Source organism: Methylibium sp. T29 (assembly GCF_000576205.1).
In the GTDB taxonomy this organism is placed as follows: Bacteria; Pseudomonadota; Gammaproteobacteria; order Burkholderiales; family Burkholderiaceae_C; genus Methylibium; species Methylibium petroleiphilum.
Window position 1 is genome coordinate 1 of record NZ_AZND01000007.1, and the last position, 24,273, is coordinate 24,273.

The window sequence follows — 24,273 nt, forward strand, 5'->3', positions numbered from 1 at the left end:
CGCCAGCCGGCGTGGCGCTGCCGCCGCCGCTGGCTTCGCTGACCTGGTGGCTGCGCAGCGTGGCCGCGGCCGGCTTGCCGTCGGCGCCCAGGCCCTGGTTCGGCGCATAGGCCTCGGAGGTGGACTCGGTCTGCGAGAAATCGACTTCAGCGGTGACCTGGGCACGCAGGTTGTCGCGGCCCAGCACCGGCTCGAGGATGTCGAACACGCGCTTGGTGTAGTTGCCCTCGATCTGGCCCACGTACTGCAGTTGCTGGGCATCCAGGCCACCCGCCGAACCGGCATCGCCGGCGCCGGAGATCAGCGCGCCGGTGGCGTCGAGCACGGTCACCGCCTTCGGGTCCATCTCGGGAACGCTCGACGACACGAGGTGGACGATGCCGGCGATCTGCGTGCGGTCGAGCGTGCGGCCGGGGTGCAGCGTCAGCAACACCGAGGCGCTGGGCTTCTGCTGTTCGCGGAAGAAGCCGTTCTGGTTGGGGAGCGCCAGGTGAACGCGGGCGCTCTGCACCGCAGCCAGCGCACCGATCGAGCGGGTCAGCTCGCCTTCGAGGCCGCGCTGGAAGGTCAGGCGCTCCTGAAACTGCGTCTGGCCGAACTTGGCGTTGTCCATCAGCTCGAAGCCGACGATCGAGCCCTTGGGCAGGCCGGCCGAGGCCAGCTTCAGGCGAACGTCGTGCACCTTGTCGGCCGGCACCAGGATCGCGGCGCCGCCGTCGGCGTGCTTGTAGGGCACGTTCATCGTCGACAGCTGGGCCAGGATCGCGCCGCCGTCCTTGTCGGACAGGCCGGCGTACAGCACCTTGTAGTTGCCCTGCGAGGACCACATCGACATCGCGAAGGCGATGCCCACCAGCGCGGCCAGGCCGATACCGAGCGTGAACTTGCGGCCGGCGGGCAGCGCGGCGAGGCGCGAGCCGAAGCCGTCGGCGTTGGCCGGCGTGAGCGGCAGGGAATTCACGGGGGCAAGTGCGGTGTCCATCGGCAGGGGTCGGGCGTCGCGGCGTGTCCGTGTCGGATCGTGGGTCGAAAAGCGCGACGGGACCATTCCCATCGGCGCCTCGGCATTGTTTCGTTACCCTTGAGCCGGAAAAGCGGCGAACAGGCCGGCCAAATCCCGCCAGTTCCCTCCATTGCGCCGCGAGCCCCTGGCTACGATCCTTCCCCATGGACGTGAAGCTCAAGCCCTTCGACTTTGCCCAAGCCGCCGCCCGCGCCGGGATGCCGCAGGTGGCCGAGCGCGTGCGCCTGGCCACGCAGTCGCAGGGCGTGGAGCCGGCGAGCTTCCAGACCAGCTTCAGCGCCGCGCTGAAGTCGGTGAGTTCCGCACAGAACCAGGCCACCGAGCTGCAGAAGCAGGTTCAGCTGGGCAACTCGTCGGTCTCGCTGGAAGAAACGATGGTCGCGATGCAGAAGGCCCAGATCGGCTTCCAGGCGACGCTGCAGGTGCGCAACAAGCTGGTGCAGGCCTACACCGACATCATGAACATGGCCATGTGAGGCCGGTGAGCGACCGCCCGGCGTCGCGGTCGGTCAGCCGCCGGCGCGCTTGACCGTATGTCCGCGGGCCTGGAGCCAACCGATCACGCGTTCGCAGTGATCGCCCTGCACCTCGATCACCCCGTCCTTCGTCGTGCCGCCCGATCCACAGGCGGCCTTCAACTGCTTGCCCAGTTGAGCCAGCGCGGCCGGCTCCAGCCCCAAGCCCTTGACGAGCGTGACGCCCTTGCCGTTGCGACCCTTGGTTTCGCGCGAGACGCGAACGATGCCGTCGGTGGCCGGCACGGCGCCGGCGCTGCGGCAGGCGCACTGGGCGATCGCCTGGCGGCAGGCCGGGCAGGTCCGGCCGAGTTCGGTCGAGTAGACCAGGCCGCCGGTCGACCGGCTCTTCATGCCGGACGCTCCGGCACGGTGCAGCGCCGATCCATCGGCTAGAGGATGCGGGTCAGCGCCTCGTCGAGGTGACGGACCGTGCGCTCGATGTGATGCAGCTTGTCGAGACCGAACAGGCCGATGCGGAAGGTCCGGAAGTCGGCCCCTCGTCGCACTGCAAGGGCACGCCGGCGGCCACCTGCAGGCCCAGCCCGAGGAACTTCTGCCCCGACTGGATGGCCGGGTCCTCGGTGTAGCTGACCACCACGCAGGGCGCCTGGAAGCCTTCGGCCGCCACGCTGCGCAGGCCCTTGCGCACCAGCAGCGCACGCACCTGCTCGCCCAGTTGCTGCTGTTCCGCGCGCACCTTCTCGAAGCCATAGGCCTCGGTCTCGCGCATCACATCGCGCAGGCGGGCCAGCGAATCGGTCGGCATCGTGGCGTGATAGGCGTAGCCACCGGCCTCGTAGGCCTCCATGATCTGTAGCCACTTGCGCAGGTCGCAGGCGAAGCTGGTGCTCTGCGTCCCGTCGATGCGCTCGCGCGCCAGAGCGCTCATCGCGATCAGCGCACAGCAGGGCGACCCGCTCCAACCCTTCTGGGGCGCGCTGACCAGCACGTCGACACCGGTCGCCTGCATGTCGACCCACAAGGTGCCCGATGCAATGCAGTCCAGCACGAACAGCCCGCCGACCTCGTGCACGGCGTCGGCCACGGCGCGCAGGTAGCCATCGGGCAGGATCATCCCGGCCGAGGTCTCGACGTGCGGCGCAAACACGACCGCCGGACGCTCCGCGCGGATCGTGGCCACCACCTCGTCGATCGGCACCGGCGCGAAGGGCGCCTGCGCGCCCGGCCCGGTGCGGCGAGCCTTCAGCACCGTGGCGTCGGAAGCGATGCGGCCCATGTCGAGAATCTGCGTCCACCGGTAGCTGAACCAGCCGTTGCGGATGACCAGAACCTTGCGGTCGGTAGCGAACTGTCGCGCCACCGCCTCCATGCCGAAGGTGCCGCTGCCGGGCACGACGACGGCCGACTTCGCGTTGTAGACGCGCTTGAGCGTGGCCGAGATGTCGCGCATGACCCCCTGGAAACTCTGGGACATGTGGTTGAGGGCACGGTCGGTGTAGACCACCGAGTACTCGAGCAAACCCTCCGGGTCCACGTTCGGCAGCAAGCCAGGCATCGATCACTCCACTGAGAAAAACTGTCTCTGTTGTAGGGGCTGTGGCCGCCATGCGGGCCACGGGTGCCACACGAAAACCTGCCGTCGGCGCAGAGCGCTGCCGAGAGCCGTGCCGGGAGAGGCACACCGCCCACTGTGTACCAAAACATCACTGCAGCACGCTGAGGTCAACCCGAATGACCCGGCTCCCGTTTCGAGCCGTCGCGCTGCGTTGACTGGCCCGCCAACCTCTGCATTGTCTCCTCGGCCGAGAAACCGCGCACGGCGCGGCCCATCCGATCGGACCTCGCATCAGGTGCGGCCTGCGCCCGGAAAGTACTTGCGGATCAGCGCGGGCGTGAACTCGAAGGGTTCGGCGGTGAAGGTGGCCGTGAAACACGACCGCTGCGCATCGCCGTCGACCGGCAGCACGCTCACGTACACCCACTCTCCCGGCCCCTTGTCCCACAGCATGATCTGCACCGGCGCGAACGCGCTGCGGTCGAGCACACGGTAGAGCGACAAGGCCGCGCCCTGGAATCGTTCGCGATCTTCGGGATCCAGCAGCGCGCGCGGGTCGCCCCTGGCGAAGACCAGCGGCGGACTGCCCTCCACGCAGCTGGCCATGACGAGCGCACCGCCATCACGCGCTGCCCCTGAGCCGTTTTCAGCCGCGGAGACGCGAAGCGCCGGCAGAAGGACCAGTGCCGTTGCCACCAGCAGGCCACTCAGCGTGGCAACCGATTCCTTGCTTCCCATCGCGCGCCCTCCGCCGGCAGATCCCCTCGTCGGGTCGATCTTCAGCCGCGGCACCGGAGAAAGCAATGAGGAGTCACGCCAGCGACGGCGCCTCGTTCTATCACTCCACCGTCACGCTCTTCGCGAGGTTGCGCGGCTTGTCGACATCGGTTCCCCGCGCGCAGGCTGTGTGATAGGCCAGCAGCTGCAGCGGCACCACGTGCAGTAGCGGCGACAAGGCGCCGTAGTGCTCGGGCATGCGGATCACGTGCACGCCTTCGCTGCTTTCGATCCGCGTGTCCGCATCGGCAAACACGAACAGCTCGCCGCCGCGTGCGCGCACTTCCTGCAGGTTGCTCTTGAGCTTCTCGAGCAACGCGTCGTGCGGCGCCACGGTGACGACCGGCATCGCGCTGGTCACCAGCGCGAGCGGGCCGTGCTTCAGCTCGCCGGCCGGGTAGGCCTCGGCGTGGATGTAGCTGATCTCCTTGAGCTTGAGCGCGCCTTCCAGCGCCACCGGGTAATGCAGCCCGCGGCCCAGGAAGAGCGCGTTCTCCTTGCGGGCGAACTCTTCCGCCCAGGCCATGACCTGGGGCTCGAGCGCCAGCACGGCCTGCAGCGCCACCGGCAGGTGGCGCAGTGCCTTCAGGTGCCCGGCCTCGGCGTCCTCGCTCAGGCGCCCACGGGTCTTGGCCAGCATCAGTGTGAGCAGGAACAGGCCCGCCAGCTGCGTGGTGAAGGCCTTGGTGGAGGCCACGCCGATCTCGACGCCCGCCCGCGTGATGTAGGCCAGCGAGCACTCGCGCACCATCGCGCTGGTGGCCACGTTGCATACGGTGAGCGTGTGCTTCATGCCCAGCGAGCGGGCATGCTTCAGCGCGGCCAGCGTGTCGGCGGTCTCGCCGCTCTGCGTGATGGTGACGACCAGCGTCTTGGGGTTGGGTACGCTGTCGCGGTAGCGGTATTCGCTGGCCACTTCCACCTGCGTCGGAATCTGCGCGATGGACTCCAGCCAGTACTTGGCGGTGCAGCCGGCGTAGTAGCTGGTGCCGCAGGCCAGGATCAGCACCGAGTCGATCTCCTTGAACACGCGGTGCGCGCCGTCGCCGAACAGCTCCGGCACGATGCCCTGCACGCCTTCGAGCGTGTCGGCAATGGCGCGCGGCTGCTCGAAGATCTCCTTCTGCATGTAGTGGCGATAAGGCCCGAGTTCGGCCGCGCCGGTGTGGGCATGCACGGTGCGCACTTCGCGCTGCACGCGCTCGTGGCGGCCGGTCGTTGCATTGCGCGCCACGATCCAGTGCTTGCCGAGTTGGAGGTCGACCACATCGCCCTCTTCCAGGTAAACGATCTGGTCGGTCACGCCGGCCAGCGCCATGGCGTCCGACGCGAGGAAGCTCTCGCCCTGCCCCACGCCCAGGATCAGCGGCGAGCCTTCTCGCGCACCCACCACGCGGTGCGGTTCGTCGCGGCAGAACACGGCGATGGCGTAGGCGCCCTTGAGCCGCTGCGTGGCCTGCTGCACGGCGTCGAACAGGTCGCCGTCGTACAGCGAATCGATCAGATGGGCGATGACCTCGGTGTCGGTCTGGCTCGCGAAGACGTAGCCGCGCGCCTGCAGTTCGGCGCGCAGGTCGTCATGGTTCTCGATGATGCCGTTGTGCACGAGGGCGATACGCGCCGGCCGCGCAGCATCGGCGCCCGGGCCGCTGGAGAAATGCGGGTGGGCGTTGTGCACCGCCGGCGCACCGTGCGTGGCCCAGCGCGTGTGGGCGATGCCGGTCGTTCCCTGCACTGCGTCGGCGGCCACCTGCACGTCGAGTTCCGCAACGCGCGACGTACTGCGGCTGCGGCGCAGCGCGCCGTCCTGATGCACCGCGACTCCGCAGGAGTCATAGCCCCGGTACTCGAGCCGCTTCAGGCCTCGACGAGGATGGGGACGATGTTGCGCGCGCCTACCGCGCCGACGATGCCGCACATGAGATGGCCTTGCTGAGCTGTGGATGGCGCATCCTAGGGACGGCAGCAACAAATATGCTTTCTAAATTCATCATGAAACGGCATAAAAATCTCAAAACTTTCTACAATGAAAATTTAGAGCAAAATTTATTTAATTAGATATAATTTATTTCGTGAACAAGATCACGCTGGATCCCCTCGACCTCCGGCTGCTCGCGCAACTGCAGCGCGACGCGTCGCTCTCGAATCAGGCGCTGGCGGCCGAGGTCCACGTGGCCACGGCCACCACGCACCGCCGCGTCCGACGCTTCCATGCGCTGGGATTGATCGAGCGCGTGACCGCCCAGTTGTCGCCGCAGCGCCTGGCCGACGCCGGCCTGCCGCAACTGCATGCGCTGCTCGAGGTCACGCTCGACGTGCAGACCAGCGAGGGCCTGGACGCGTTCGAGGCACGCGCCGTGGCCGACGCCAGCGTTCAGCAGTGCTGGCGGGTCTCTCCAGGGCCTGACTTCATGCTGGTGGTGGGTGTGCGCGACATGGAGGCCTACCAGGCCTTCACCGCGCGGCTGCTGACGGCCGATGCCAACGTGCGCAACGTGCGGGCCTTCTTCAGCATCAAGCGCGCGAAGTTCGGCAGCGAACTGCCGCTGCCCGCGCGGTGAGCTGCGCCGACCGGCGAGCGCCGCCGCGGCGACCACTCCTCAGTTCGACGCGGATGCCGCGCCTTCCGCCGCGGAAAGCGACTTGTGCAGCGCGGCCGGCGACGTCAATCCGCTCAGCACGTCGTCGTGCGGCAACAGCATCACCACCAGGCCACCGAGACCGAGCCCCAGGCCACCACGCCGACGGCACCGACCGCCAAGCGCTGGGCGCCGGTGAGGTAGGTGAGCCAGGCTTCCCCGAACGACAAGCCGCCCTCCCGCACGCCGGACGCCAGCAACTGCAATCGCACCCGCAACCCGGGTGCCGGTTGATCTTCAGGATCGCGATAACCCAGGCGGATCTCCTCGCGCCGGATCCACTGGTCGTGGGCGGCACGCCGGTCGGGGTCGAGCAGCACGTCCTGCGCCTTGTTCAAGGCCGTCAGCACCAGCTCATGGCGGACGCTGCCGTGATGGCGATCGGGGTGGTACTTCTGCACCAGCGCCTTGTAGGCGGCACGGATCACTTCGGGCGGCGCGTCGGGCGCCACCTTCAGGCGGCCGTAGTAATGGGGGATCTTGGGGCGTCGCATCGGTTTCCGATGCTACTGGCGCGATGTCACGGCATGTCGTGCAGAGTTGGCGCGTCTGCAACCGGAACGATATCCTCCAACCCGCTGTTGCAACTGTGCCGCCGGCGCGCCCACCGTGCCCACGCAAGGCCGCGCGCCCGCTCGGCCCGCCGTTACCGGCGTAACAACTGCTAGCGTTTTTCTGCGGCCGTTGCCAGCCTGCGATCACGGTCTGCCGCGCCCGGGCCACACCCAGTTGCCCAGCCGGCACGTCCTTGCTGATCGTGCTGCCGCCGCCGATCGTGGCGCCCGCGCCCAGCGTGACCGGTGCAACGAGCACGCAGTTGCTGCCCACATGCACGTCGTCGCCGATCACGGTGCGGTGCTTGTTCGCGCCGTCGTAGTTGGCGGTGATGCTGCCGGCGCCGTAGTTCACGCGTTCGCCGACCGTCGCATCCCCCAGGTAGGCCAGGTGGTTGGCCTTGGCGCCGCGCGCGAGCGTGGAATTCTTGACTTCGACGAAGTTGCCGATGTGCACCTCGGCGCCCAGTTCGGCGCCCGGCCGCAGGCGCGCGAACGGCCCGACCAGCGCGCCCGCACCGACCTCGGCACCGTCGATGTGCGTGAACGGATGGATCACCGCACCCGCGGCGATGCGCGCGTCGCGGATCACGCAGTGGGCCCCGATGCGCACGCCGTCGCCGAGTTCGACCCGACCTTCGAAGACGCAGTTGACGTCGATCTCGACATCGCTGCCGCAGCCCAAGGTACCGCGCAGGTCGAAGCGCGCCGGGTCGGCCAGCCGCACGCCGGCCTCGAGCAGTGCCTCGGCCTGCTTGCGCTGCAGACGGCGCTCCAGATCCGCCAACTGCAGCGGGCTGTTGACGCCCAGCACCTCGGTCTCGCTGGCGGGCTGCGCAGCGACCACCGCCACGCCGTCGGCAACGGCCATCGCGACCACGTCGGTGAGGTAGTACTCGCGCTGGGCGTTGTCGTTGGACAGGCGCGCGAGCCAGCGCTTCAGCAGCGCGGTAGGCGCGGCCATCATGCCGGTGTAGACCTCGCGGACGGCGCGCTGTTCCGCGCTGGCATCCTTGTGCTCGACGATGCCGAGCAGCTTCTCGCCCCGCCCGTCGCCGTCACGGAGGATGCGGCCGTAGCCGGTGGGGTCGGCCAGGTCGATGGTCAGCAGCGCGAGCCGTGTGCCGTCGCAGGCATCGACCAGCGCACGCGCCGTCGACGCCTCGATCAGCGGCGTGTCGCCGTTGAGGATCAGGGTGGTGCCGGCATCGTCGAGCAGCGGCACCGCCTGCTGCACGGCGTGCCCGGTGCCGAGCTGCGGCTCCTGCCGCACGAAGGCGAGCGGCGCCGCGGGAAAGGCCGAGCGCATGGCCGCCTCCACCTGCTCGGCGCCATGACCCGTGATCGTGATGAGTCTTTGCGCCCCCAGACCGGCGGCCGTGGCCAGCACGTGCTGCAATAAGGTTCGCCCGGCCAGGGTGTGCAGCACCTTGGGCCGACTCGACTTCATGCGGGTGCCCTTGCCGGCGGCCATGATCACGATGTCCAGCATGCTGATGGTCAGGTGGTTGAGAGGTTGGAGAATTATCGCGGCCTGTGTGCTGTTGGCACTGGGCGGCTGCAGCGCGCTGCGGTTGGCTTACACGCAGGCCGGGGAATTCGCGTACTGGTGGCTCGACGGCTACGTCGATTTCAACGGCGATCAAACGCTGCGCACGCGCGACGCGATCACCCGGTGGTTCGCCTGGCATCGCAGGACCGAGCTACCGGACTATGTGGCGCTGCTCGACCGCGCGGCGGCCGAGGCAGGCCAGGACGCCACGCCCGCCCAGGCCTGCCGCTGGTTCGACGAGGTGCGCCTGCGCATCGATCGCGCTGTCGACCACGCACTGCCCGACACCGCAGCCATTGCCATGAGCTTCAGCCCGGAGCAATTGAATCGCCTGGAACGCAAGCAGGCGAAGAACAACGCCGAGTTCCGAGACGACTTCCTGCAGCCCGACCCGGCCGAGCGGCGCGCGGCGGCGGTCGAGCGCGTGGTCGATCGGGCCGAGCAGCTGTATGGCCGGCTCGACCGCTTGCAGCGCGAGCGCATCGCGCAATCCTTGAGCAAATCGCCGTTCGAGCCGGAACGCTGGCTGGCCGAGCGGCAGCGTCGGCAGCGCGACCTGCTGCTGATCCTGCGGCAGGCGCAGTCCGGCGCACTGTCGGTCACCTCGGCCACCGACGCACTGCGGACTCACTGGCAAGAGGTCAAGCGCTCGCCGGACGACGCCTACCAGAGCTACCAGCGTCGCCTCGACGCGGCGAACTGCGAACTGCTCGCGCAGATCCACAACCGCACGACGCCCGAGCAACGGCACGAGGCCCAGCGCAAGCTCAGAGGGTGGGCGGCCGACCTGCGGCGTCTCGCGACGCCCGCCTGATCGATCAGCGCGCCGAGGGGGGCAACGCCACCGTCACCGTCCGCGGCGTCAGCGCCGGCAGCGGAAAGTCCTTCATCGCCGCCTCGAACATCGCCGGCAGCAGCGCCTCCGAGGTCCAGCGACTCGAATAGGCGGCACGCGTCTCGTAGACGATCTGCTGGCTACGCCGATCACGGATCAGGATGCCGACCTCGCGCTGGTAATCCGGGATGTCGTAATAGTCATAGCCGAACCCCGGTGCATAGCCGAAGCCCGGCCCATGGAAGAACGGTCGGCGCGCGCCGTAGAACCACCAGTCGTTGCGCCAGGCCCAATGGCTCATGTAGGGATCGCGGCGCGCCACCTCGAACACCCGGGCCCCGACCTGGATCAGCACATCGGCCTGCTCGGACGGGACGCGAGTGAAGCCGGCTGCCTCGAGCGCCGGCAGGGCCGCGGCCTCGATGCGGTCCTGCTCGGCCGCGTTCGCCTGTTGCGACGGCAGGCGTTCGACCGCGTAGCTGCCCGGCTTGCGATCGGCCGGCCAGCTCCCTTGGCTGGACACGTCAACGGCCACGCTGTTGAGGCTGGCGCAACCGGCGACGAGCAGCGCCGCGGCGCATGCCGCCAGCGATGCCATGGCGGATCGGGTTCGATGCATGCGGACTCCTTGCCCTGACTCAGCCTTGCCCATGCCAACGGATAGGCATCGCGGCCTCGATGACCGACGCCGCGCCGGGCGGCGCACAGGTCTCGTCGTCATCGAAGGCCTTGTCGCCCAGTTCGTCGGCTCTTCCGGTGGCTTGGAGGGTGGTGAAGGGGTAGAGGTTCCGGTCCTGCAGATGAGAAGGCACCACGTTGGCCAGCGCGCTGGCCATGTTGTCGAGCCGGCCGGGGTGCTGGCGCTCCCAGTCGCGCAGCATCTGCGCGATCTGCTTGCGCTGCAGGTTCTCCTGGCTGCCGCACAGGGTGCAGGGGATGATGGGGAACTGGCGGTGCGCGGCCCACGCTTCCAGGTCGTGTTCGGGCACGTAGGCCAGCGGGCGGATCACGACATGCCGGCCGTCGTCGCTGACCAGCTTGGGCGGCATGCCCTTGAGCTTGGCGCCGAAGAACATGTTGAGGAACAGCGTCTGCAGCATGTCGTCGCGGTGGTGGCCGAGCGCGATCTTGGTCGCCCCCAGCTCACCGGCCACACGGTACAGGATGCCGCGCCTCAGCCGCGAGCACAGGCTGCACATCGTCTTGCCTTCTGGCACCACGCGCTTGACGATGGAGTAGGTGTCCTGGTTCTCGATGTGGAAAGGCACACCGCGGCTCGCCAGGTATTCGGGCAGCACGTGCTCGGGAAAGTCGGGCTGTTTCTGGTCGAGGTTGACCGCGACGAGCGAGAAGTCGATCGGCGCGCGCTGCTGCAGGTTCAGCAGGATGTCGAGCAGCGCGTAGCTGTCCTTGCCGCCCGACACGCAGACCATGAGCTTGTCGCCGGGCTCGATCATGTTGAAGTCGCCGATGGCCTGGCCGACCAGCCGGTGCAGGCGCTTGCTGAGCTTGTTGGCCTCGAAGGCGGGCTTGCCGGCCTGACGTTGCGTGACGCCGGGCTCGATGACGACGGCACTCATGCGTCGCTCTCCTTGATGTGGAACACCTCCACGCCGACCGCAGCGCAGTCGGCGTAGACGTCGGGTTTCTCGGTCGACACGCGTACCGCGCGCACCTGTGGATGGGCCAGCATGCGCGCGGCGATCTCGTCGCACAGCGTTTCCTGCAGCCCGATGTGGCCCTGCGCCACGCGCTCGGCGATGGCGTGGCGGATGAAGTCGTAGTCGACCACCTCGTCGAGCCGGTCGTCGCGCGGCGTGCTGGCCACCAGCGGCACGTACAGATCGACGTCGATCAGCAGCCGCTGCGGACCCACGCGCTCGAAGTCGTGCACGCCGATGCGCACCGGCAGCGCATACGACTTCAGGAACACACGCCGGCACGCCGCCAGCCGGGGATGCAGGGTCCAGTGCGGCACCTCAAACCCCCTCGCGCGCAAGGAACAGCACGTCGCGCGGCTGCGCGGACAGGTGCTGCCCGCCGTCGACCAGCAGCGTGGTGCCGGTGATGGCCGGCGACTCGATCAGGAAGCGCACGGCACGGGCCACGTCCTCGGGCGTCGATGAACGGCGCAGCGGCGTCATCGCGTGTGCGCGCACGAACTCCGTGCTGTCCATCGGGCCCGACGGCAGCGTGACGCCGGGCGCGACACCAACCACGCGCAGCGTGGGCGCGAAGGCCTGCGCCTGCAGCGTGGTCGCCGCCTCCAGCGCGGCCTTCGACAGCGTGTACGAAAAATGATCCGGATTCGGGTTCCACAGCTTCTGGTCGAGCAGGTTGACGACACAGCCACGCCCCGCGCTACCGCTCAGCCGCTGGTGCAGCGCGGCCGCCAGCAGCACCGGCGCGGCGGTGTTGACCTGCCAGTGCTCGGCCATCGACGCGTAGCTGCAGTCCCCTGCGCCGTCGTACTCGAAGCGCGAGGCGTTGTTCACCACCGCGTCGATGCGCCCCATGCGCTCGGCCACGGCAGGCAGCAGCGCGCGGCAGGCGGTCTCGTCGGCCAGGTCGGCCACGAAAGCCTCGGCGCGCGCACCGGCCGCGCGGGCTGCCTGCAGCGTGTCGATCGACTCGTCGCTGGCCCGATGGCTGTGCACCGCCACGTCGAAGCCGTGCGCGGCCAGTTCGAGCGCGATGGCGCGGCCGACGCGCCGTGCGGCACCGGTGACGAGCACCACGGGACGGGAATCGACGCTCATGTCGTGCGGGACAATGGAGGGGTGGAATCGAGCCCCGTCAGTGTAGCCAGCCCCCCTTTGCCGAGCCTGCAAGAGGCCTTGAAAGCGCGGATCGCAACGGAGATCGAGCGCGCCGGAGGCTGGCTCGGCTTCGAGCGCTACATGGAGCTCGTACTGTATGCACCCGGTCTGGGCTACTACGTGCGCGGCGATCGCCAGTTCGGCCTGATGCCGGGCTCGGGCAGTGATTTCGTCACCGCACCCGAGCTGAGCCCGGTGTTCGGCCGCGCCCTGGCGCGCCAGATAGGCCAGGCCCTGGACGCCACCGGTACGCGCGAAGTGTGGGAGTTCGGCGCCGGTTCGGGAGCGCTGGCCACGCAGTTGCTGGAGGCACTGGGCGAACGGATCGACCGCTACGTCATCGTCGACCTGTCCGGAGCGCTGCGCGAGCGTCAGCGAACCACGATCGCCGCGCGGGTGCCGACGCAGCACGCGGCGAAGGCCGTGTGGCTGGACCGCCTGCCGGAGCGGATCGACGGCGTGCTGGTCGGTAACGAGGTGCTCGATGCGATGCCGGTGGCCCTGCTGCACTTCGATGGCCGCCAGTGGCTCGAGCGCGGCGTGGTGTTCTCCGACGGCCGCTTCATGTATGCCGACCGCCCGACCTCACTGCGCCCGCCGCTGGCCGCCGACCGCGTACCTGGCACCACCGTCGAACTGCAGCGCCAGGGCGAGGCCTTCATCCGCACGCTGGCCGCCACGCTCCGGCGCGGTGCGGCCTTCTTCATCGACTACGGTTTCCCCGAGGCCGAGTTCCATCATCCGCAGCGCATCGGCGGCACGCTGATGTGCCACCGCGCGCACCAGGCCGACGGCGACCCGCTGAGCGACGTGGGCGACAAGGACATCACCGCCCACGTCGATTTCACCGGCATCGCGCTGGCCGGCCAGAACGCCGGGCTCGCGGTGCTGGGCTACACCACCCAGGCGCGTTTCCTGATGAATTGCGGCCTGCTCGACGACCTGCAGGGCGCCGACCTGCGCGCCATCGCCGCGGCGCAGAAGCTGCTGACCGAGCACGAGATGGGCGAGCTGTTCAAGGTGATCGGCTTCGCGGCCTGCGAGCCTTTCGATGCGATCGGCTTCGCCCAGGGCGATCGCAGCCACATGCTCTGAGACCGGAACCCCACCATGCTGCGCTGGCTGCTCGTTGTCGTCATCACGCTGGTCGTCTTCAACGGCCTGCGGCCCTGGCTCCAGAAGTTCGGCCTCGGCCGCCTACCCGGCGACCTGAACTTCCGCCTAGGCGGCCGGGAATGGTCGCTGCCGATCGCGACGACGCTGCTGCTGAGCTTCCTGGCCATGGCCGTCGGCGAACTGATCTGACAGGCGCTCCTCAGCGCGTGATCGTCCACTCCTGCCCGCAGCCACGACATCGGACGGCGACCGCATCGGCCTCGGCCTGCGGCCCGGCAGCCACATCGAAGCGGGCATAGGCATCGCACTGCGGGCACACCGCCTGGTTGGCGGTGGTTTCCGCATGCAGCAACAGGAACAGGTAGCGGCGCAACGCCCACAAGCCGATCCCCGCCGACAACAGCACCGAGATACCCGTCACCATCTGGTCGCTCAACGGCGCGCGGCGGTCGTAAACCTCCAAGCCGCCCAGCAGCCCGACCATGCACATGAAGGTGAGCACCAGATGCGCATGGCTGGAGATCAACTCGCGCTCGTACCACTTGCGGAATCCGCGCTTGCGGATCCCATCCGCGAGGTCTGATCGCCACCAGCCCATGGAACACCTCGTTCGATGCGTGCTGCGCATCGCGGCCCGATGCTGGCACAGGCAGGGCGCTGCCCCGAAAACCGTGCGGCACTCGCAAGCCAAGAGAAGGCTCGCTATAATGCGCGGCTTTGGCGCTTTAGCTCAGTCGGTTAGAGCGACGGAATCATAATCCGCAGGTCCGGGGTTCGAATCCCTGAAGCGCCACCAAGACACCCGAGCCCCGCCCCGTGCGGGGCTTCTCGTTTGCGGCGTGGCGTCGGTCCACCCGCATCTGCGGGGCCCGCGAGCGCGGGATTCAGCACGGCTGGGTGCAGGCAGACACTGCGCGCATGCGCCACGACACTCAAGCCTTCAACTGGGACCGCGAGCGGACCGACGACCGGCCGAGCGAGTTCAAGACCTCCACGTCCTATTCGCTGCTGCATGGCGAAGATGACCATGCGCATCGACAACGCCGGGCCCCACCGTCGCGTCACCACAGGAGCGGTGCGTTCAATGCCTGGCGTGCGCTATCCGTGGTGCTGTTCGCCGGCACGGTCGCCATCTATCTGCTTGCCAAACATGTCCGTGGCTGAACAGCTCGACCTCCCCCATTCGGGGCGGACGCCAGTGAGGGATGGTTCGCTGCCGGCGAATCACCGATGCTTCGATTCAACTTTGGCGACCGCCGCCGAAAAGGAGCTCTGGATGAACCTGCAAGAACGTGAGGTCGGCGATTTCCGCATCTACGCCGGCGCCCTGGACGCCGCCCGCGGCGGCTACACGGCCGCGGTCGAGGTGCATCGCGTGCGCGGTGCTGACCAACCGCCCGAAGTGGTGTTCAGCAGCGACCGGGTCTCCGGCGGCCACCGCTTCGAGGCGCCGGCCGCGGCGCTGCGGCATGCGCTCGACATCGGTCACCAGGCGATCCGGCTGCGCGAGGCCGTGGCCTCCTGACATCCGCCGTCAAGGTCCCGGGCAAATGCTCCGGATCACAGTGAGCCCGAAGCCCTGACCAGGTAGCTGGTGGTCGCGGCCTTGGCACGCTTGTCGGCCGCCGCCATGGCGCGCTCGGTCTGCTCGACGATCTCCTTCGCCGTGGCGGCATCGTGGACGAACAGGTTGCGCTTCGCCGAAGCGCGCATCTGCGTCGTGGACTTGCTCATCGCCTCGAGTTCGACCTCGATGCTGCGATCCGCAGAGTTGCCCTTGATCAGTTCACCACTCTCGGTCTTGGCGATGCCTTCGACGGTGACGCCCATCTTGCTCAGGGCCGCGAGCGAGGCCGCCTTCACCTGCGTGGCGCTGGCTGTGAAAGTGCGGTAGCTCGTGCCGCTCGCCGTGTGCGAGACGCCGGCCGAGGCGCCGACGCCGAGTGCGGTGATCGCCAGCGCGCCGCAGCCGGACAGCGACGCCCCCATCCCCACCAAGGCCAGCAAGCGCATCCACGACGCCAGGATCCGACCAGGGTTCGATGACATTCCGCGCTCCGGCACTTGAGAATCGAAGGGGCAAGGCAACTTCCGCGCCATGAGGCGGCATGCGGCCAGGGTCGTTCAAACCTCCCGAAACCTGCCAGCGTTCGTGACGGATCTGGCATCCGCGAAAGTCACCGCCGGTACGTTTTCGAACAAGTCCGACAGGCTCTGCGGGTCACTACAATTTCGAGCTTCCCCCTCTGCAGCCACTGGATCCACACCATGTACCGCTGTGCCCTGCTCGTGCTCGCTCTGAGTGCCCCGTTCGCCGCGTCTGCCCAGGTGCAGCGCAACTTCCCCTACAACGCGCTGCGCGGTGAGATCGCGATGGTGAATCCCCCGACGTGCTGCTCAACGGCAAGCCGGCTCGGCTCGCGCCCGGGGCCAGGCTGCGCGACACCAACAACCTCGTGCAGGTGTCCGGGGCACTGATCGGCCAGCGTTTCATGGCGCACTACACCGTCGACACGCTGGGCCTGGTCAAGGACGTATGGGTGCTGCGCGCCGAAGAGAAAACCGGCCTCTGGCCGAAGACCGCCGACGAGGCCGCGCGCTGGTCCTTCGACCCGGCCGCGCAGGCCTGGACCAAGCCATGAGCGCCGCCGGCACCGGCAAGAAGGTCTTCATCAAGACCTTCGGTTGCCAGATGAACGAGTACGACTCGGACAAGATGGCCGACGTGCTGCGCGCGGCCGAGGGCTATGAGCCCACGACCGACGTGGAGCAGGCCGACCTGATCCTCTTCAACACCTGCTCCGTGCGCGAGAAGGCACAGGAGAAGGTGTTCAGCGACCTGGGGCGCGTGAAACACCTGAAGGCCAGGGGCGTGAAGATCGGCGTGGGCGGCTGCGTTGCCAGCCAGGAAGGCGCGGCACTGATCGAGCGTGCGCCTTACGTCGACGTGGTGTTCGGTCCGCAGACGCTGCACCGCCTGCCGGAAATGCTGGCTCGTCGCGATGCGCAGCAGCGCCCGCAGGTCGACATCAGCTTCCCCGAGATCGAGAAGTTCGACCATCTGCCGCCGGCGCGCGTCGACGGCGCGACCGCCTTCGTCTCGATCATGGAAGGCTGCTCCAAGTACTGCAGCTACTGCGTCGTGCCCTACACGCGCGGCGAGGAAGTGTCGCGGCCGTTCGACGACGTTCTCACCGAAGTGGCCAGCCTGGCCGACCAGGGCGTCAAGGAAGTGACGCTGCTGGGCCAGAACGTCAACGGCTACCGCGGCCGCATGGGCGACACGGCCGAGATCGCCGACTTCGCGCTGCTGCTGGAGTACGTGGCGGAGATCCCGGGCATCGCCCGCATCCGCTACACCACCAGCCATCCGAACGAGTTCTCGCAGCGGCTGATCGACGTGTACGCCCGCGTGCCGCAGCTCGTGAACCACCTGCACCTGCCGGTGCAGCACGGCAGCGACCGCATCCTGAGCGCGATGAAGCGCGGCTACACGTCGCTGGAGTACAAGTCTTCGATCCGCAAGCTGCGCGCGATCCGGCCCGACATCAGCCTGTCGACCGACTTCATCGTCGGCTTCCCCGGCGAGACCGATGACGACCACGCGCGCACGATGAAGTTGATCGAGGACGTGGGCTTCGACCACAGCTTCAGCTTCATCTACAGCGCCCGCCCCGGCACGCCGGCCGCGGCACTGCACGACGACGCGCCGCGCGAACTCAAGCTGGCCCGTTTGCAGCAGGTGCAGGAAGCGATCGAGGCCAACGGCCGGCGCATCGGCCAGAGCCGCGTCGGCACCGTGCAGCGCATCCTCGTCGAAGGGCCGTCGCGCCGGCCTGATCTCAATGCCGGCCACGAGTTGATGGGCCGCACCGAGTGCAACCGCATCGTCAACTTCGCCGGTCCGGCCCGCCTGACCGGACAGCTGATCGACGTGACGATCACCGAGGCCTACCCGCACTCGCTGCGCGGCGAGGTGCTGCTGCGGGAGCGCAGCCCGCAGCCGGCCTGACGGCTGCTGCGCGGCCGCTCAGACGGCCGGCCCCAGCACCGCAAAGAAGTGGCAGGTGCTGCCGGCCAGCACGAACAGGTGCCAGACGAAGTGCCCGAAGCGCAGACGCGAGTCGAGCACGAAGAACACGACGCCCACCAGGTAGGCCAGGCCGCCCGCCAGCAGCCAGGCCAGCATGCCCAGCGGCAGGTCGCGCAACACCGGGCCGGCGGCAAACACCGCGAGCCAGCCCATCGCCACGTAGAGCGCGGTCGACAGCAATGGATTCGCCAGCCGCCGGGTGATCTTGAGCAAGGCGCCGATGACGGCCAGCGCCCACACCAGACCCAGCAGCGTCCAGCCCGGCCCGTCGGGCAGCCGGCCCAGCGCGACCGGTGTGTAGCTGCCTGCGATGAAGAGGTAGATCGCCACATGATCCAGCGTGTTGCACCATCGCTTGGCCCGCCCCGGCGGCAGCGCGTGATACAGCGCGGACGCGAAGTACACCAGGATCATCGTCGCCGAGAACACGCTGACGCCGACCAGCTTCACCGGGCTGCCGTGCCGCGCCGCGAACTCCACGACCACCGGCAAGGACGCCAGCGCCAGCAGCAGCCCGAGGCCATGGCTGACCGCGTTGGCCAACTCCTCGGCGGCAGTCTGTGGGCGCTCGGGCAGGACCATGGCGCACGCTCCGGCTTCTCTGCATCACGGTGCTGCGATGCGATGCCTTGATTGTGCGAAGCGCCGTGCGCAGCGGCGCGGCTCACCCCGCGAAACGGGCAGCTCAGACAGGGGCCGGGCGCTGGCCGCGAGCAGCGCGGCGCACAGACGATCCACGTCATCCGGCGTGTGAGCGGCCGACATCGAGATGCGCAGGCGCGCGGTGCCGTCCGGCACCGTGGGCGGGCGGATCGCCGGCACCCAGATGCCCTGGGCATCGAGCGCGGCCATCACCCGCAGCGCCGTGCCGTTGTCGCCCAGCAGCAGCGGCTGGATGGCGCTTTGCGAAGCAGGCGCCGGCCAAGGCAGCGCGGCCAGTCCGCAAGCCAGGCGCGTGCGCAGCTGCAGCAGCCTTTCGCGCCGCCAGCCTTCCGACTCGATGACCTGCAGGCTGGCGCGCAGCGCCTCGGCGATCATGGGCGGCGCACCGGTGGCGAAGAAGAAGGTGCGTGCCTTCTGCACCAGCCACTCGATCACGGCGGGTGCGCCGGCGATGAAGGCCCCCGCAACGCCGGCGGCCTTGCCCAGCGTGGCCATGTAGATCAAGCGTGACGACATCGCGTCGGTCGGCACGCGCCAGTGCGACAGGCTTCCGCGCCCGCCCTCACCGAGCACGCCGAAACCGTGGGCGTCGTCGACGTAGAGCCAGGCGTCATGGCGCTCGCACAGGGCGAGCATCTCCGGCAGCGGCGCCAGGTCGCCGTCCATGCTGAACACCGCGTCGGCCACGACGAGCCGCCGGCGCGCGCCACGCGTCGCGACCAGCGCCCGCTCCAGCGCCGCCAGGTCATTGTGCGGGTAGACCGTGAGGTCGGCCCGCGACAGGCGGGCGCCGTCGATCAGGCAGGCGTGGTTCAGGGCATCGGAGATCAATGCATCGCCGCGCTCGACCAGCGCCGGGATCGCACCGGCATTGGCCGCGTAGCCCGCGTAGAAGTACAGCGCGCGCGGCAGACCGACGAAACGCGCCAGCTCCTGCTCCAGCGCCTCGTGCGCCGGGCTGTGACCGCAGATCAGCGGCGAGGCTGTCGCACCGACACCATAGCGCGCCGCGCCCTGCCGGGCGGCCTCGATCAGTGCCGGGTGCTGCGACAGGCCGAGGTAGTCGTTGCCGGCAAAGGCGAGGCGCGGCTGCGTGTCGGCCTGCACCATCGCGCCGTCGAGCGCCGAGACCACGCGGCGGTGGCGGCGCAGTTGCTGCGTGTCGAGCGCGGCGAGCGCCGACACGAAAACGTCGTGGATGTCAGGCGGCATCGAGAACTGGCTCAGGGGGAAGTTGCAACAGCAGCGTGCCCGGGTCGGCATCGGGCTGCCAGGGCCAGTCGGCCAACAGGGGTGCATCGAGCTGCCGGCGCAGGTAGTCGACGTTGGCGTCCTGCTCCGGCATCGCGGGATCGAGCCGGCTGACGATCCAGCCGGCCAGTGGCAGGCCACGTTGCCGGATCGCGTCACGCGTCAACAGCGCGTGGTTCAGGCACCCCAGGCGCAGGCCGACGACGAGGATCACCGGCAGGCCGAGCGCCGCGGCGAGGTCGGCACCGGTCAGCGTGTCGGACAACGGCACGAGAAAGCCTCCTGCGCCTTCGACCACCACCGCATCGGCTTGCGCGGCCAGCGCGCGGTAGGCCGCGACCAGCGGTTCGATCTCGATCGTTCGGCCGGCGCGCCGCGCGGCGAGGTGCGGCGACATCGCGTCGTGGAGACGCACCGGGTTGTCGAGCGCAGCGGCCACGCGTGCCGTGCCCGCGGCACGCAGCGCCAGCACATCCTCGTTCTCTCGCTCGCCGCCATCGGGCGCCGGCTCGGTGCCTGCCGCGACCGGCTTCATGCCGACACAGCGCGCGTGTCGCGCGCGCAGCGCCCGCAGCAGCGCGACGCTCGCGCGGGTCTTGCCGACCCCGGTGTCGGTGCCGGTCACGAACCAGCCGCGCGCGGCGGGTGTCTGCTGTGCCGTCATGCCAGCGCGACCTCGAGCGCGCGCAGCGCACCGCCGGCCAGTTGCTCCAGCGCCCCGTCGTCCAGCACATAGGGCGGCATGAAGTACAGCGTGTTGCCTATCGGTCGCAGCAGCAGGCCCTGCTCACGCGCCGCGAGGTGGTAGGCGCTGGAGAAACCCGCCACGCCGTCGTCGTCGATGTCCCAGGCCCACAGCATGCCGAGCTGGCGCACCGCGCGCACGCGCGGGTGGGCGTTCAGCGGCTCGCACAGCGCGGTCAGTCGCGCGGCGGTGCGGCGGTTGTGCGCCAGCACCGGCTCGCCTTCGATCGGCTGCTCGAACAGATCGAGCACGGTCAACGCCGCGCGGCAGGCCAGCGGATTGCCGGTGTAGGAGTGCGAATGCAGGAAGCCGCGCGACGCCAGGTCATCGTAGAAGGCCTCGTAGACCGCGTCGGTCGTCAACACCGCCGACAGCGGCAGCGTGCCGCCGGTCAGGCCCTTGGACAGGCAGATGAAGTCGGGCCGGATGCCGGCCTGCTGGTGCGCGAACAGCGTGCCGGTGCGGCCGAAGCCGACCGCGATCTCGTCGCAGATCAGGTGCACCTGGTAGCGGTCGCACAGCGCGCGCGCCAGCCGCAGGTACTCGGGGTCGTGCATGCCGAAGCCGGCAGCGCACTGCACCAGCGGCTCGACGATCAGCGCTGCGGTGCGCTCGTGGTGCCGATCCAGATAGGCCTCGAGCGTCGCCGCACAGTGCCGGGCGTGGGCCACGGCGTCCTCGCCCGGCGCGGCATGACGCGTGTCCGGTGACGGCAGCGCGGCACTCAGGCGCACCAGCGGCGCATAGGCTTCGCGGAACAGCGCGATGTCGGTGACCGACAGCGCACCCACGGTCTCACCGTGATAGCCGCCGGCCAGTCCGACGAACTCGCACTTCTGCGGCCGGCCGCGGTTGCGCCAGCTGTGCGCGCTCATCTTCAGTGCGATCTCGGTGGCCGAGGCGCCGTCGCTGGCATAGAAGGCGTGGCCCAGGCCGGTCAGCGCGGCGAGGCGCTCCGAGAGCTCGACCACCGGCTCGTGCGTCAGGCCGGCGAGCATCACGTGGTCGAGCGTCGCCAGCTGCTCGGCCAGTGCGTCCCGCAGCTGAGGGTGGCCGTGGCCGAACAGGTTGACCCACCAGGAACTGACAGCGTCGAGGTAGCGATGCCCGTCGGTGTCGAACAGCCACGGTCCCTGCGCGCGTGCGATCGCCAGCAGCGGCTCGCGCTCGTGGCGCTTCATCTGCGTGCAGGGGTGCCAGACCGCGCGCCGGCTGCGCTCGGCCAGGGTGTCGGGTCCGCGCGTCATCGCCGGCGATCCGCGAGCACCGGCCGGAAGGTACAGCGGTCCCCACTGCTCTGCCGCCCGACGCTGACGCTGGCGATCGCCGGCACCGTGGTCAGCAGCCGCTCGTGGATGAAGCGGCACAGGTTCTCCAGCGTCGGCAGCCCCAGGCCGGGCACCTCGTCGAGAAAGTGATGGTCGAGCTGCTCACGCACCGTGGCGATGGCGGAACGCAGCAGCGCCAGGTCCACCACCATGCCGGTGGCAGGATCGGCCTCGCCACGGACGGTGACCTCGGCCGTGTAGGTGTGGCCGTGGACACGCCGGCTGCCGTCGGCCTCGTTGCGCTCGACCTGGCGGCGAAGCGTGTGCGCCGACTCGAAATAGAAGGACTGGCTCAGTTCGAACATCTCAGAGGTCCATTGCGCTCTGCGCCACCCGCGACGCACGAGGCGGCAAGGTCCGAGCAGCCGCCGCGGACCGGCTCTGCCGGGCCGCCCCAGCGGCTCCCCCTCGAGGGGAAGCGGCATAGCCGCAACGGGAGTGATTCATATGTTCAGCGGATGCCGAGAAGTTTGTGGGTTTGCAAGCTGAGCTGCCAGCGTGGATGCGCCAGGCACCAGCGCACGGCCCAGTCGGTGTTGGCGGCCAGATCGGGACCGTCCATCGGCTGCACGCGGCGCTGCGCGAAATCGAGTGCGTCGAGTTCACCGAGATCGATGCCGTCCTGCGGCACCACCACCTTCAGCTCCTGGCCCGAGCGCTGCAGCAGCGGCGCACCAGCCTTCGGACTGACGCAGAGCCAGTCGATGCCGGGCGGCGCCGGCACGCTGCCGTTGGTCTCGACCGCGATCTCGAAGCGCTGTGCGTGCAGCGCGTCGATCAACGCGGCATCGACCTGCAGCAGGGGTTCACCACCAGTCAGCACGACGAAGCGGGGACCCGCATCGCCCACGGGCCAATGCGCCGCCACATGCGATGCGAGCGATTCGGCGATGGTGAACTTGCCGCCGCCGGTGCCGTCGGTACCGACGAACTCGGTATCGCAGAAGCGGCAGACCGCATCGGCCCGGTCCGCCTCGCGCCCGCTCCACAGGTTGCAGCCGGCGAAGCGGCAGAACACCGCCGGGCGGCCGGCATGGCTGCCTTCTCCCTGAAGGTATAGAAGACTTCCTTGACCGAGTAAGTCATCGGTTGCGCCTCAATGCCGGCCCCAGCCGGCCCAACCCAGCGCCGCGGCACAAGCCAACACCATGGCGCCGTAGGTCAGCATCGCGCCGTCGCGGCCCGTCAGCAGCAATCCGCCGACCAGGGCCGCCGTGGCAGCCGCGCTGGCCCAGCCGGCCAACCGCCGCAACGGCACGGATTTCAGTGCACGGAACCACACCAGCTTCGCCAGGCCCGCGGCCAAGCCCCCGAGGAGAAGGGCCGGCAGCACGAAGTTGAGCAGATGGGTCAGGGCGTCAAGCGCGGTCATGGGGTGTGCGGGCGGCATCAGAGCCGGGGCCGCTGGCCGTTGCAGAAGGCGCCGATGGCGCTCGAACTGCTGGTAAGTACGGCCGTTGAAGTCGACATCAATTTTATAATCAGGCCATGTCAGTGTTTGCCCTGGGCCTGAACCACACGACCGCGCCTGTGGATTTGCGCGGTCGTTTTGCGTTCACGCTCGAACAACTGGCTCCCACGCTGCAAGGATTTCGCGAACGCCTGACCACAGGGCAACGCCCCGGCACGCCCGAGGCCGCCATCCTCTCGACCTGCAACCGCACCGAGCTGTATTGCGCCGCCGAGCCGCAACTGGTGCGCCCGGCGCTCGAGTGGCTGGCCGGGGTGGGCGGCGTCGGCGCCGACACGCTGAGCCACCACGCTACATGCTGGAGGGGGGCGAGGCGGCCCGCCACGCCTTCCGCGTGGCCAGCGGACTGGACTCCATGGTGCTGGGCGAACCTCAGATCCTGGGTCAGATGAAGCAGGCGGTGCGCGAGGCCGACGCCGCCGGCACCCTGGGCAGCACCTTGCACCAGCTGTTCCAGCGCAGCTTCGCGGTGGCGAAGGAAGTGCGGACGGCCACCGAGATCGGCACCCACTCCATCAGCATGGCGGCGGCGGCCGTGCGCCTAGCCGCGCAGTTGTTCGAGGATCTGCGCGAGATCCGCGTGCTGTTCGTCGGCGCCGGCGAGATGATCGAGTTGGCCGCCACGCATTTCTCCGCGCGGGCACCGGCCCGCATGGCGGTGGCCAATCGCACGTTGGAACGCGGCGAGCGACTGGCCTCGCGCTTCGGTGCCGAATCGATCCGGCTGTCGGATCTGCCGCAGCGGCTTCACGAGTTCGACGCGGTGGTCTCCTGTACCGCCAGCTCACTGCCGCTGATCGGCCTGGGCGCGGTCGAGCGCGCGCTGAAAGTGCGACGCCACCGCCCGATCTTCATGGTCGACCTGGCCGTGCCGCGCGACATCGAGCCCGAGGTGGCGCGGCTCGACGACGTCTACCTGTACACCGTCGATGACCTGTCGGCCATCGTCCAGAGCGGCGGCGAGAAGCGTCTGGCTGCCGTGGCGCAGGCCGAGGCCATCATCGAGACCGGCGTGCAGAGCTTCGTGCACTGGCTGGGTCAGCGGGGCACGGTGCCGCTGATCCAGGCGCTGAACGCCCAGGCCGACAGCTGGCGCGAGAACGAACTGGTGCGCGCGCGCAAGCTGCTGGCCCGCGGCGAAAGCGTCGACGCCGTGCTCGACGCGCTGTCACGCGGGCTCACGCAGAAGATGCTGCACGGCACGCTGGCCGAGCTGCATGCCTCGGACCCGACCCAGCGTGCTCAGCTCGCCACCACAGTGTCGCGCCTGTTCCTGCGCGGGGCGATCCCGCCCGACGCGGTGCGGCCCAGCGGGCCCCGCGAAGACGATCATCTCGACGGGGTGTAGCCCGCCGGCCGTTGCCGGCTACCG

At 69.1% G+C, this 24,273-nt stretch carries 25 protein-coding genes, 1 tRNA gene and 5 pseudogenes; 11 read left to right on the plus strand and 20 right to left on the minus strand.

The annotated features are described in order from the left end of the window. On the minus strand, positions 1 to 982 hold a 982-nt coding region (gene fliF / locus x551_RS02280), incomplete at its 3' end, for a flagellar basal-body MS-ring/collar protein FliF (RefSeq protein WP_036247436.1). A 185-nt stretch (positions 983 to 1,167) separates the two neighbouring features. On the opposite strand from fliF, the gene fliE reads away from it, so the two are divergent. Beyond that, on the plus strand, positions 1,168 to 1,500 hold the full coding sequence (gene fliE, locus x551_RS02285) for a flagellar hook-basal body complex protein FliE (RefSeq protein ID WP_011828164.1): 333 nt from the start codon (positions 1,168 to 1,170) through the stop codon (positions 1,498 to 1,500). Between the two features lie 33 nt (positions 1,501 to 1,533). Here the strand turns inward: fliE and x551_RS02290 are convergent, their stop codons facing one another. The 4 genes and pseudogenes from x551_RS02290 to glmS all read right to left on the minus strand — a co-directional run bounded on the left by x551_RS02290 (position 1,534) and on the right by glmS (position 5,755). Beyond that, entirely contained in the window at positions 1,534 to 1,893 is a 360-nt protein-coding gene (locus x551_RS02290) for a translation initiation factor Sui1 (protein WP_036229650.1), read from the minus strand. Between the two features lie 38 nt (positions 1,894 to 1,931). Next, a pseudogene (locus x551_RS02295) lies at positions 1,932 to 3,058 on the minus strand (aminotransferase class V-fold PLP-dependent enzyme). 291 nt (positions 3,059 to 3,349) lie between these two features. Continuing rightward, positions 3,350 to 3,850 (minus strand): hypothetical protein, encoded by a 501-nt coding sequence (locus tag x551_RS02300; RefSeq protein ID WP_152543376.1) that lies wholly within the window; start codon positions 3,848 to 3,850, stop codon positions 3,350 to 3,352. A gap of 46 nt (positions 3,851 to 3,896) precedes the next feature. Continuing rightward, positions 3,897 to 5,755: pseudogene (gene glmS / locus x551_RS02305) on the minus strand (glutamine--fructose-6-phosphate transaminase (isomerizing)). A 152-nt stretch (positions 5,756 to 5,907) separates the two neighbouring features. Between glmS and x551_RS02310 the strand changes: the two are divergent. Next, positions 5,908 to 6,396: an Lrp/AsnC family transcriptional regulator gene (locus x551_RS02310; protein WP_036229646.1), complete on the plus strand. Its 489-nt coding sequence runs from the start codon at positions 5,908 to 5,910 to the stop codon at positions 6,394 to 6,396. Positions 6,397 to 6,536: 140 nt separating this feature from the next. Here the strand turns inward: x551_RS02310 and x551_RS02315 are convergent, their stop codons facing one another. Next, positions 6,537 to 6,902, minus strand: a complete 366-nt coding sequence (locus x551_RS02315) for a DnaJ domain-containing protein (protein WP_036247447.1) — start codon at positions 6,900 to 6,902, stop codon at positions 6,537 to 6,539. Positions 6,903 to 7,146: 244 nt separating this feature from the next. Beyond that, positions 7,147 to 8,520 (minus strand): annotated as a pseudogene (gene glmU, locus x551_RS02320) (bifunctional UDP-N-acetylglucosamine diphosphorylase/glucosamine-1-phosphate N-acetyltransferase GlmU); the annotation flags it as partial. Here glmU and x551_RS02325 point away from each other — a divergent pair. Beyond that, positions 8,519 to 9,394, plus strand: coding sequence for a DUF6279 family lipoprotein (locus tag x551_RS02325; RefSeq protein WP_148210875.1), 876 nt, complete (start codon positions 8,519 to 8,521; stop codon positions 9,392 to 9,394). The pseudogene glmU and the gene x551_RS02325 overlap by 2 nt on opposite strands. A 4-nt stretch (positions 9,395 to 9,398) precedes the next feature. Here x551_RS02325 and x551_RS02330 read toward each other — a convergent pair whose 3' ends face one another. The 4 genes from x551_RS02330 to x551_RS02345 are packed head-to-tail and all read right to left on the minus strand — an operon-like array spanning position 9,399 to position 12,174. Next, positions 9,399 to 10,034: a DUF4136 domain-containing protein gene (locus x551_RS02330; protein ID WP_011828155.1), complete on the minus strand. Its 636-nt coding sequence runs from the start codon at positions 10,032 to 10,034 to the stop codon at positions 9,399 to 9,401. Positions 10,035 to 10,053: 19 nt separating this feature from the next. Next, complete coding sequence (gene ttcA, locus x551_RS02335) at positions 10,054 to 10,995, minus strand: tRNA 2-thiocytidine(32) synthetase TtcA (RefSeq protein WP_011828154.1); 942 nt, start codon at positions 10,993 to 10,995, stop codon at positions 10,054 to 10,056. Then, positions 10,992 to 11,393 carry a dihydroneopterin aldolase gene (locus x551_RS02340; protein WP_036229644.1) on the minus strand — a complete coding sequence of 134 codons (402 nt, stop codon included), beginning with the start codon at positions 11,391 to 11,393 and terminating at the stop codon, positions 10,992 to 10,994. Before x551_RS02340 ends, ttcA begins: the two co-directional genes overlap by 4 nt. Before the next feature lies 1 nt (position 11,394). After that, a complete protein-coding gene (locus x551_RS02345; protein ID WP_036229643.1) occupies positions 11,395 to 12,174 on the minus strand; it encodes an SDR family oxidoreductase in 780 nt (259 codons plus the stop codon). Between the two features lie 78 nt (positions 12,175 to 12,252). Here x551_RS02345 and x551_RS02350 point away from each other — a divergent pair, with 78 nt between their 5' ends. Together x551_RS02350 and x551_RS02355 are read left to right on the plus strand one after the other, a co-directional pair. After that, a complete protein-coding gene (locus x551_RS02350) occupies positions 12,253 to 13,329 on the plus strand; it encodes an SAM-dependent methyltransferase (RefSeq protein WP_152543377.1) in 1,077 nt (358 codons plus the stop codon). A gap of 15 nt (positions 13,330 to 13,344) precedes the next feature. Beyond that, on the plus strand, positions 13,345 to 13,539 hold the full coding sequence (locus x551_RS02355) for a DUF2905 domain-containing protein (RefSeq protein ID WP_011828150.1): 195 nt from the start codon (positions 13,345 to 13,347) through the stop codon (positions 13,537 to 13,539). A 10-nt stretch (positions 13,540 to 13,549) separates the two neighbouring features. Here the strand turns inward: x551_RS02355 and x551_RS02360 are convergent, their stop codons facing one another. Next, a complete protein-coding gene (locus x551_RS02360; RefSeq protein WP_011828149.1) occupies positions 13,550 to 13,948 on the minus strand; it encodes a hypothetical protein in 399 nt (132 codons plus the stop codon). Positions 13,949 to 14,069: 121 nt separating this feature from the next. Here x551_RS02360 and x551_RS02365 point away from each other — a divergent pair. The 3 genes from x551_RS02365 (at position 14,070) to x551_RS02375 (ending at position 14,875) form a co-directional block, all read left to right on the plus strand. Then, positions 14,070 to 14,146 (plus strand) — tRNA-Met (locus x551_RS02365). A 122-nt stretch (positions 14,147 to 14,268) separates the two neighbouring features. Beyond that, positions 14,269 to 14,514, plus strand: a complete 246-nt coding sequence (locus x551_RS02370) for a hypothetical protein (RefSeq protein ID WP_036229640.1) — start codon at positions 14,269 to 14,271, stop codon at positions 14,512 to 14,514. 112 nt (positions 14,515 to 14,626) lie between these two features. Beyond that, positions 14,627 to 14,875: a hypothetical protein gene (locus x551_RS02375; protein WP_041929503.1), complete on the plus strand. Its 249-nt coding sequence runs from the start codon at positions 14,627 to 14,629 to the stop codon at positions 14,873 to 14,875. A 35-nt stretch (positions 14,876 to 14,910) separates the two neighbouring features. Here x551_RS02375 and x551_RS02380 read toward each other — a convergent pair whose 3' ends face one another. Next, positions 14,911 to 15,363 carry a DUF3568 family protein gene (locus x551_RS02380; RefSeq protein ID WP_036229638.1) on the minus strand — a complete coding sequence of 151 codons (453 nt, stop codon included), beginning with the start codon at positions 15,361 to 15,363 and terminating at the stop codon, positions 14,911 to 14,913. A 377-nt stretch (positions 15,364 to 15,740) separates the two neighbouring features. On the opposite strand from x551_RS02380, the gene x551_RS02385 reads away from it, so the two are divergent. Both x551_RS02385 and miaB read left to right on the plus strand, forming a co-directional pair. After that, positions 15,741 to 15,992, plus strand: a complete 252-nt coding sequence (locus x551_RS02385) for a hypothetical protein (RefSeq protein WP_231497506.1) — start codon at positions 15,741 to 15,743, stop codon at positions 15,990 to 15,992. Then, complete coding sequence (miaB, locus tag x551_RS02390) at positions 15,989 to 17,362, plus strand: tRNA (N6-isopentenyl adenosine(37)-C2)-methylthiotransferase MiaB (protein WP_036229637.1); 1,374 nt, start codon at positions 15,989 to 15,991, stop codon at positions 17,360 to 17,362. Before x551_RS02385 ends, miaB begins: the two co-directional genes overlap by 4 nt. A gap of 18 nt (positions 17,363 to 17,380) precedes the next feature. Here miaB and x551_RS02395 read toward each other — a convergent pair whose 3' ends face one another. The 7 genes and pseudogenes from x551_RS02395 to x551_RS02425 all read right to left on the minus strand — a co-directional run bounded on the left by x551_RS02395 (position 17,381) and on the right by x551_RS02425 (position 22,802). After that, positions 17,381 to 18,025 (minus strand): hemolysin III family protein, encoded by a 645-nt coding sequence (locus x551_RS02395; RefSeq protein ID WP_011828131.1) that lies wholly within the window; start codon positions 18,023 to 18,025, stop codon positions 17,381 to 17,383. Positions 18,026 to 18,049: 24 nt separating this feature from the next. Next, positions 18,050 to 19,318 (minus strand): 8-amino-7-oxononanoate synthase, encoded by a 1,269-nt coding sequence (gene bioF, locus x551_RS02400; RefSeq protein ID WP_253950275.1) that lies wholly within the window; start codon positions 19,316 to 19,318, stop codon positions 18,050 to 18,052. Continuing rightward, positions 19,308 to 20,021, minus strand: a complete 714-nt coding sequence (gene bioD / locus x551_RS02405; protein WP_036229634.1) for a dethiobiotin synthase — start codon at positions 20,019 to 20,021, stop codon at positions 19,308 to 19,310. The genes bioF and bioD overlap by 11 nt, the downstream gene beginning before the upstream one ends. Then, a complete protein-coding gene (bioA, locus tag x551_RS02410; RefSeq protein ID WP_036229632.1) occupies positions 20,018 to 21,349 on the minus strand; it encodes an adenosylmethionine--8-amino-7-oxononanoate transaminase in 1,332 nt (443 codons plus the stop codon). The genes bioD and bioA overlap by 4 nt, the downstream gene beginning before the upstream one ends. After that, a complete protein-coding gene (locus x551_RS02415; RefSeq protein WP_011828127.1) occupies positions 21,346 to 21,735 on the minus strand; it encodes a 6-carboxytetrahydropterin synthase in 390 nt (129 codons plus the stop codon). Before x551_RS02415 ends, bioA begins: the two co-directional genes overlap by 4 nt. A 146-nt stretch (positions 21,736 to 21,881) precedes the next feature. Further along, positions 21,882 to 22,516 (minus strand): annotated as a pseudogene (queE, locus tag x551_RS02420) (7-carboxy-7-deazaguanine synthase). Between the two features lie 10 nt (positions 22,517 to 22,526). Further along, complete coding sequence (locus x551_RS02425; RefSeq protein WP_036229630.1) at positions 22,527 to 22,802, minus strand: hypothetical protein; 276 nt, start codon at positions 22,800 to 22,802, stop codon at positions 22,527 to 22,529. Positions 22,803 to 22,918: 116 nt separating this feature from the next. Here x551_RS02425 and hemA point away from each other — a divergent pair. Further along, positions 22,919 to 24,249, plus strand: a pseudogene (gene hemA, locus x551_RS02430) (glutamyl-tRNA reductase). Positions 24,250 to 24,273: the final 24 nt, after the last annotated feature.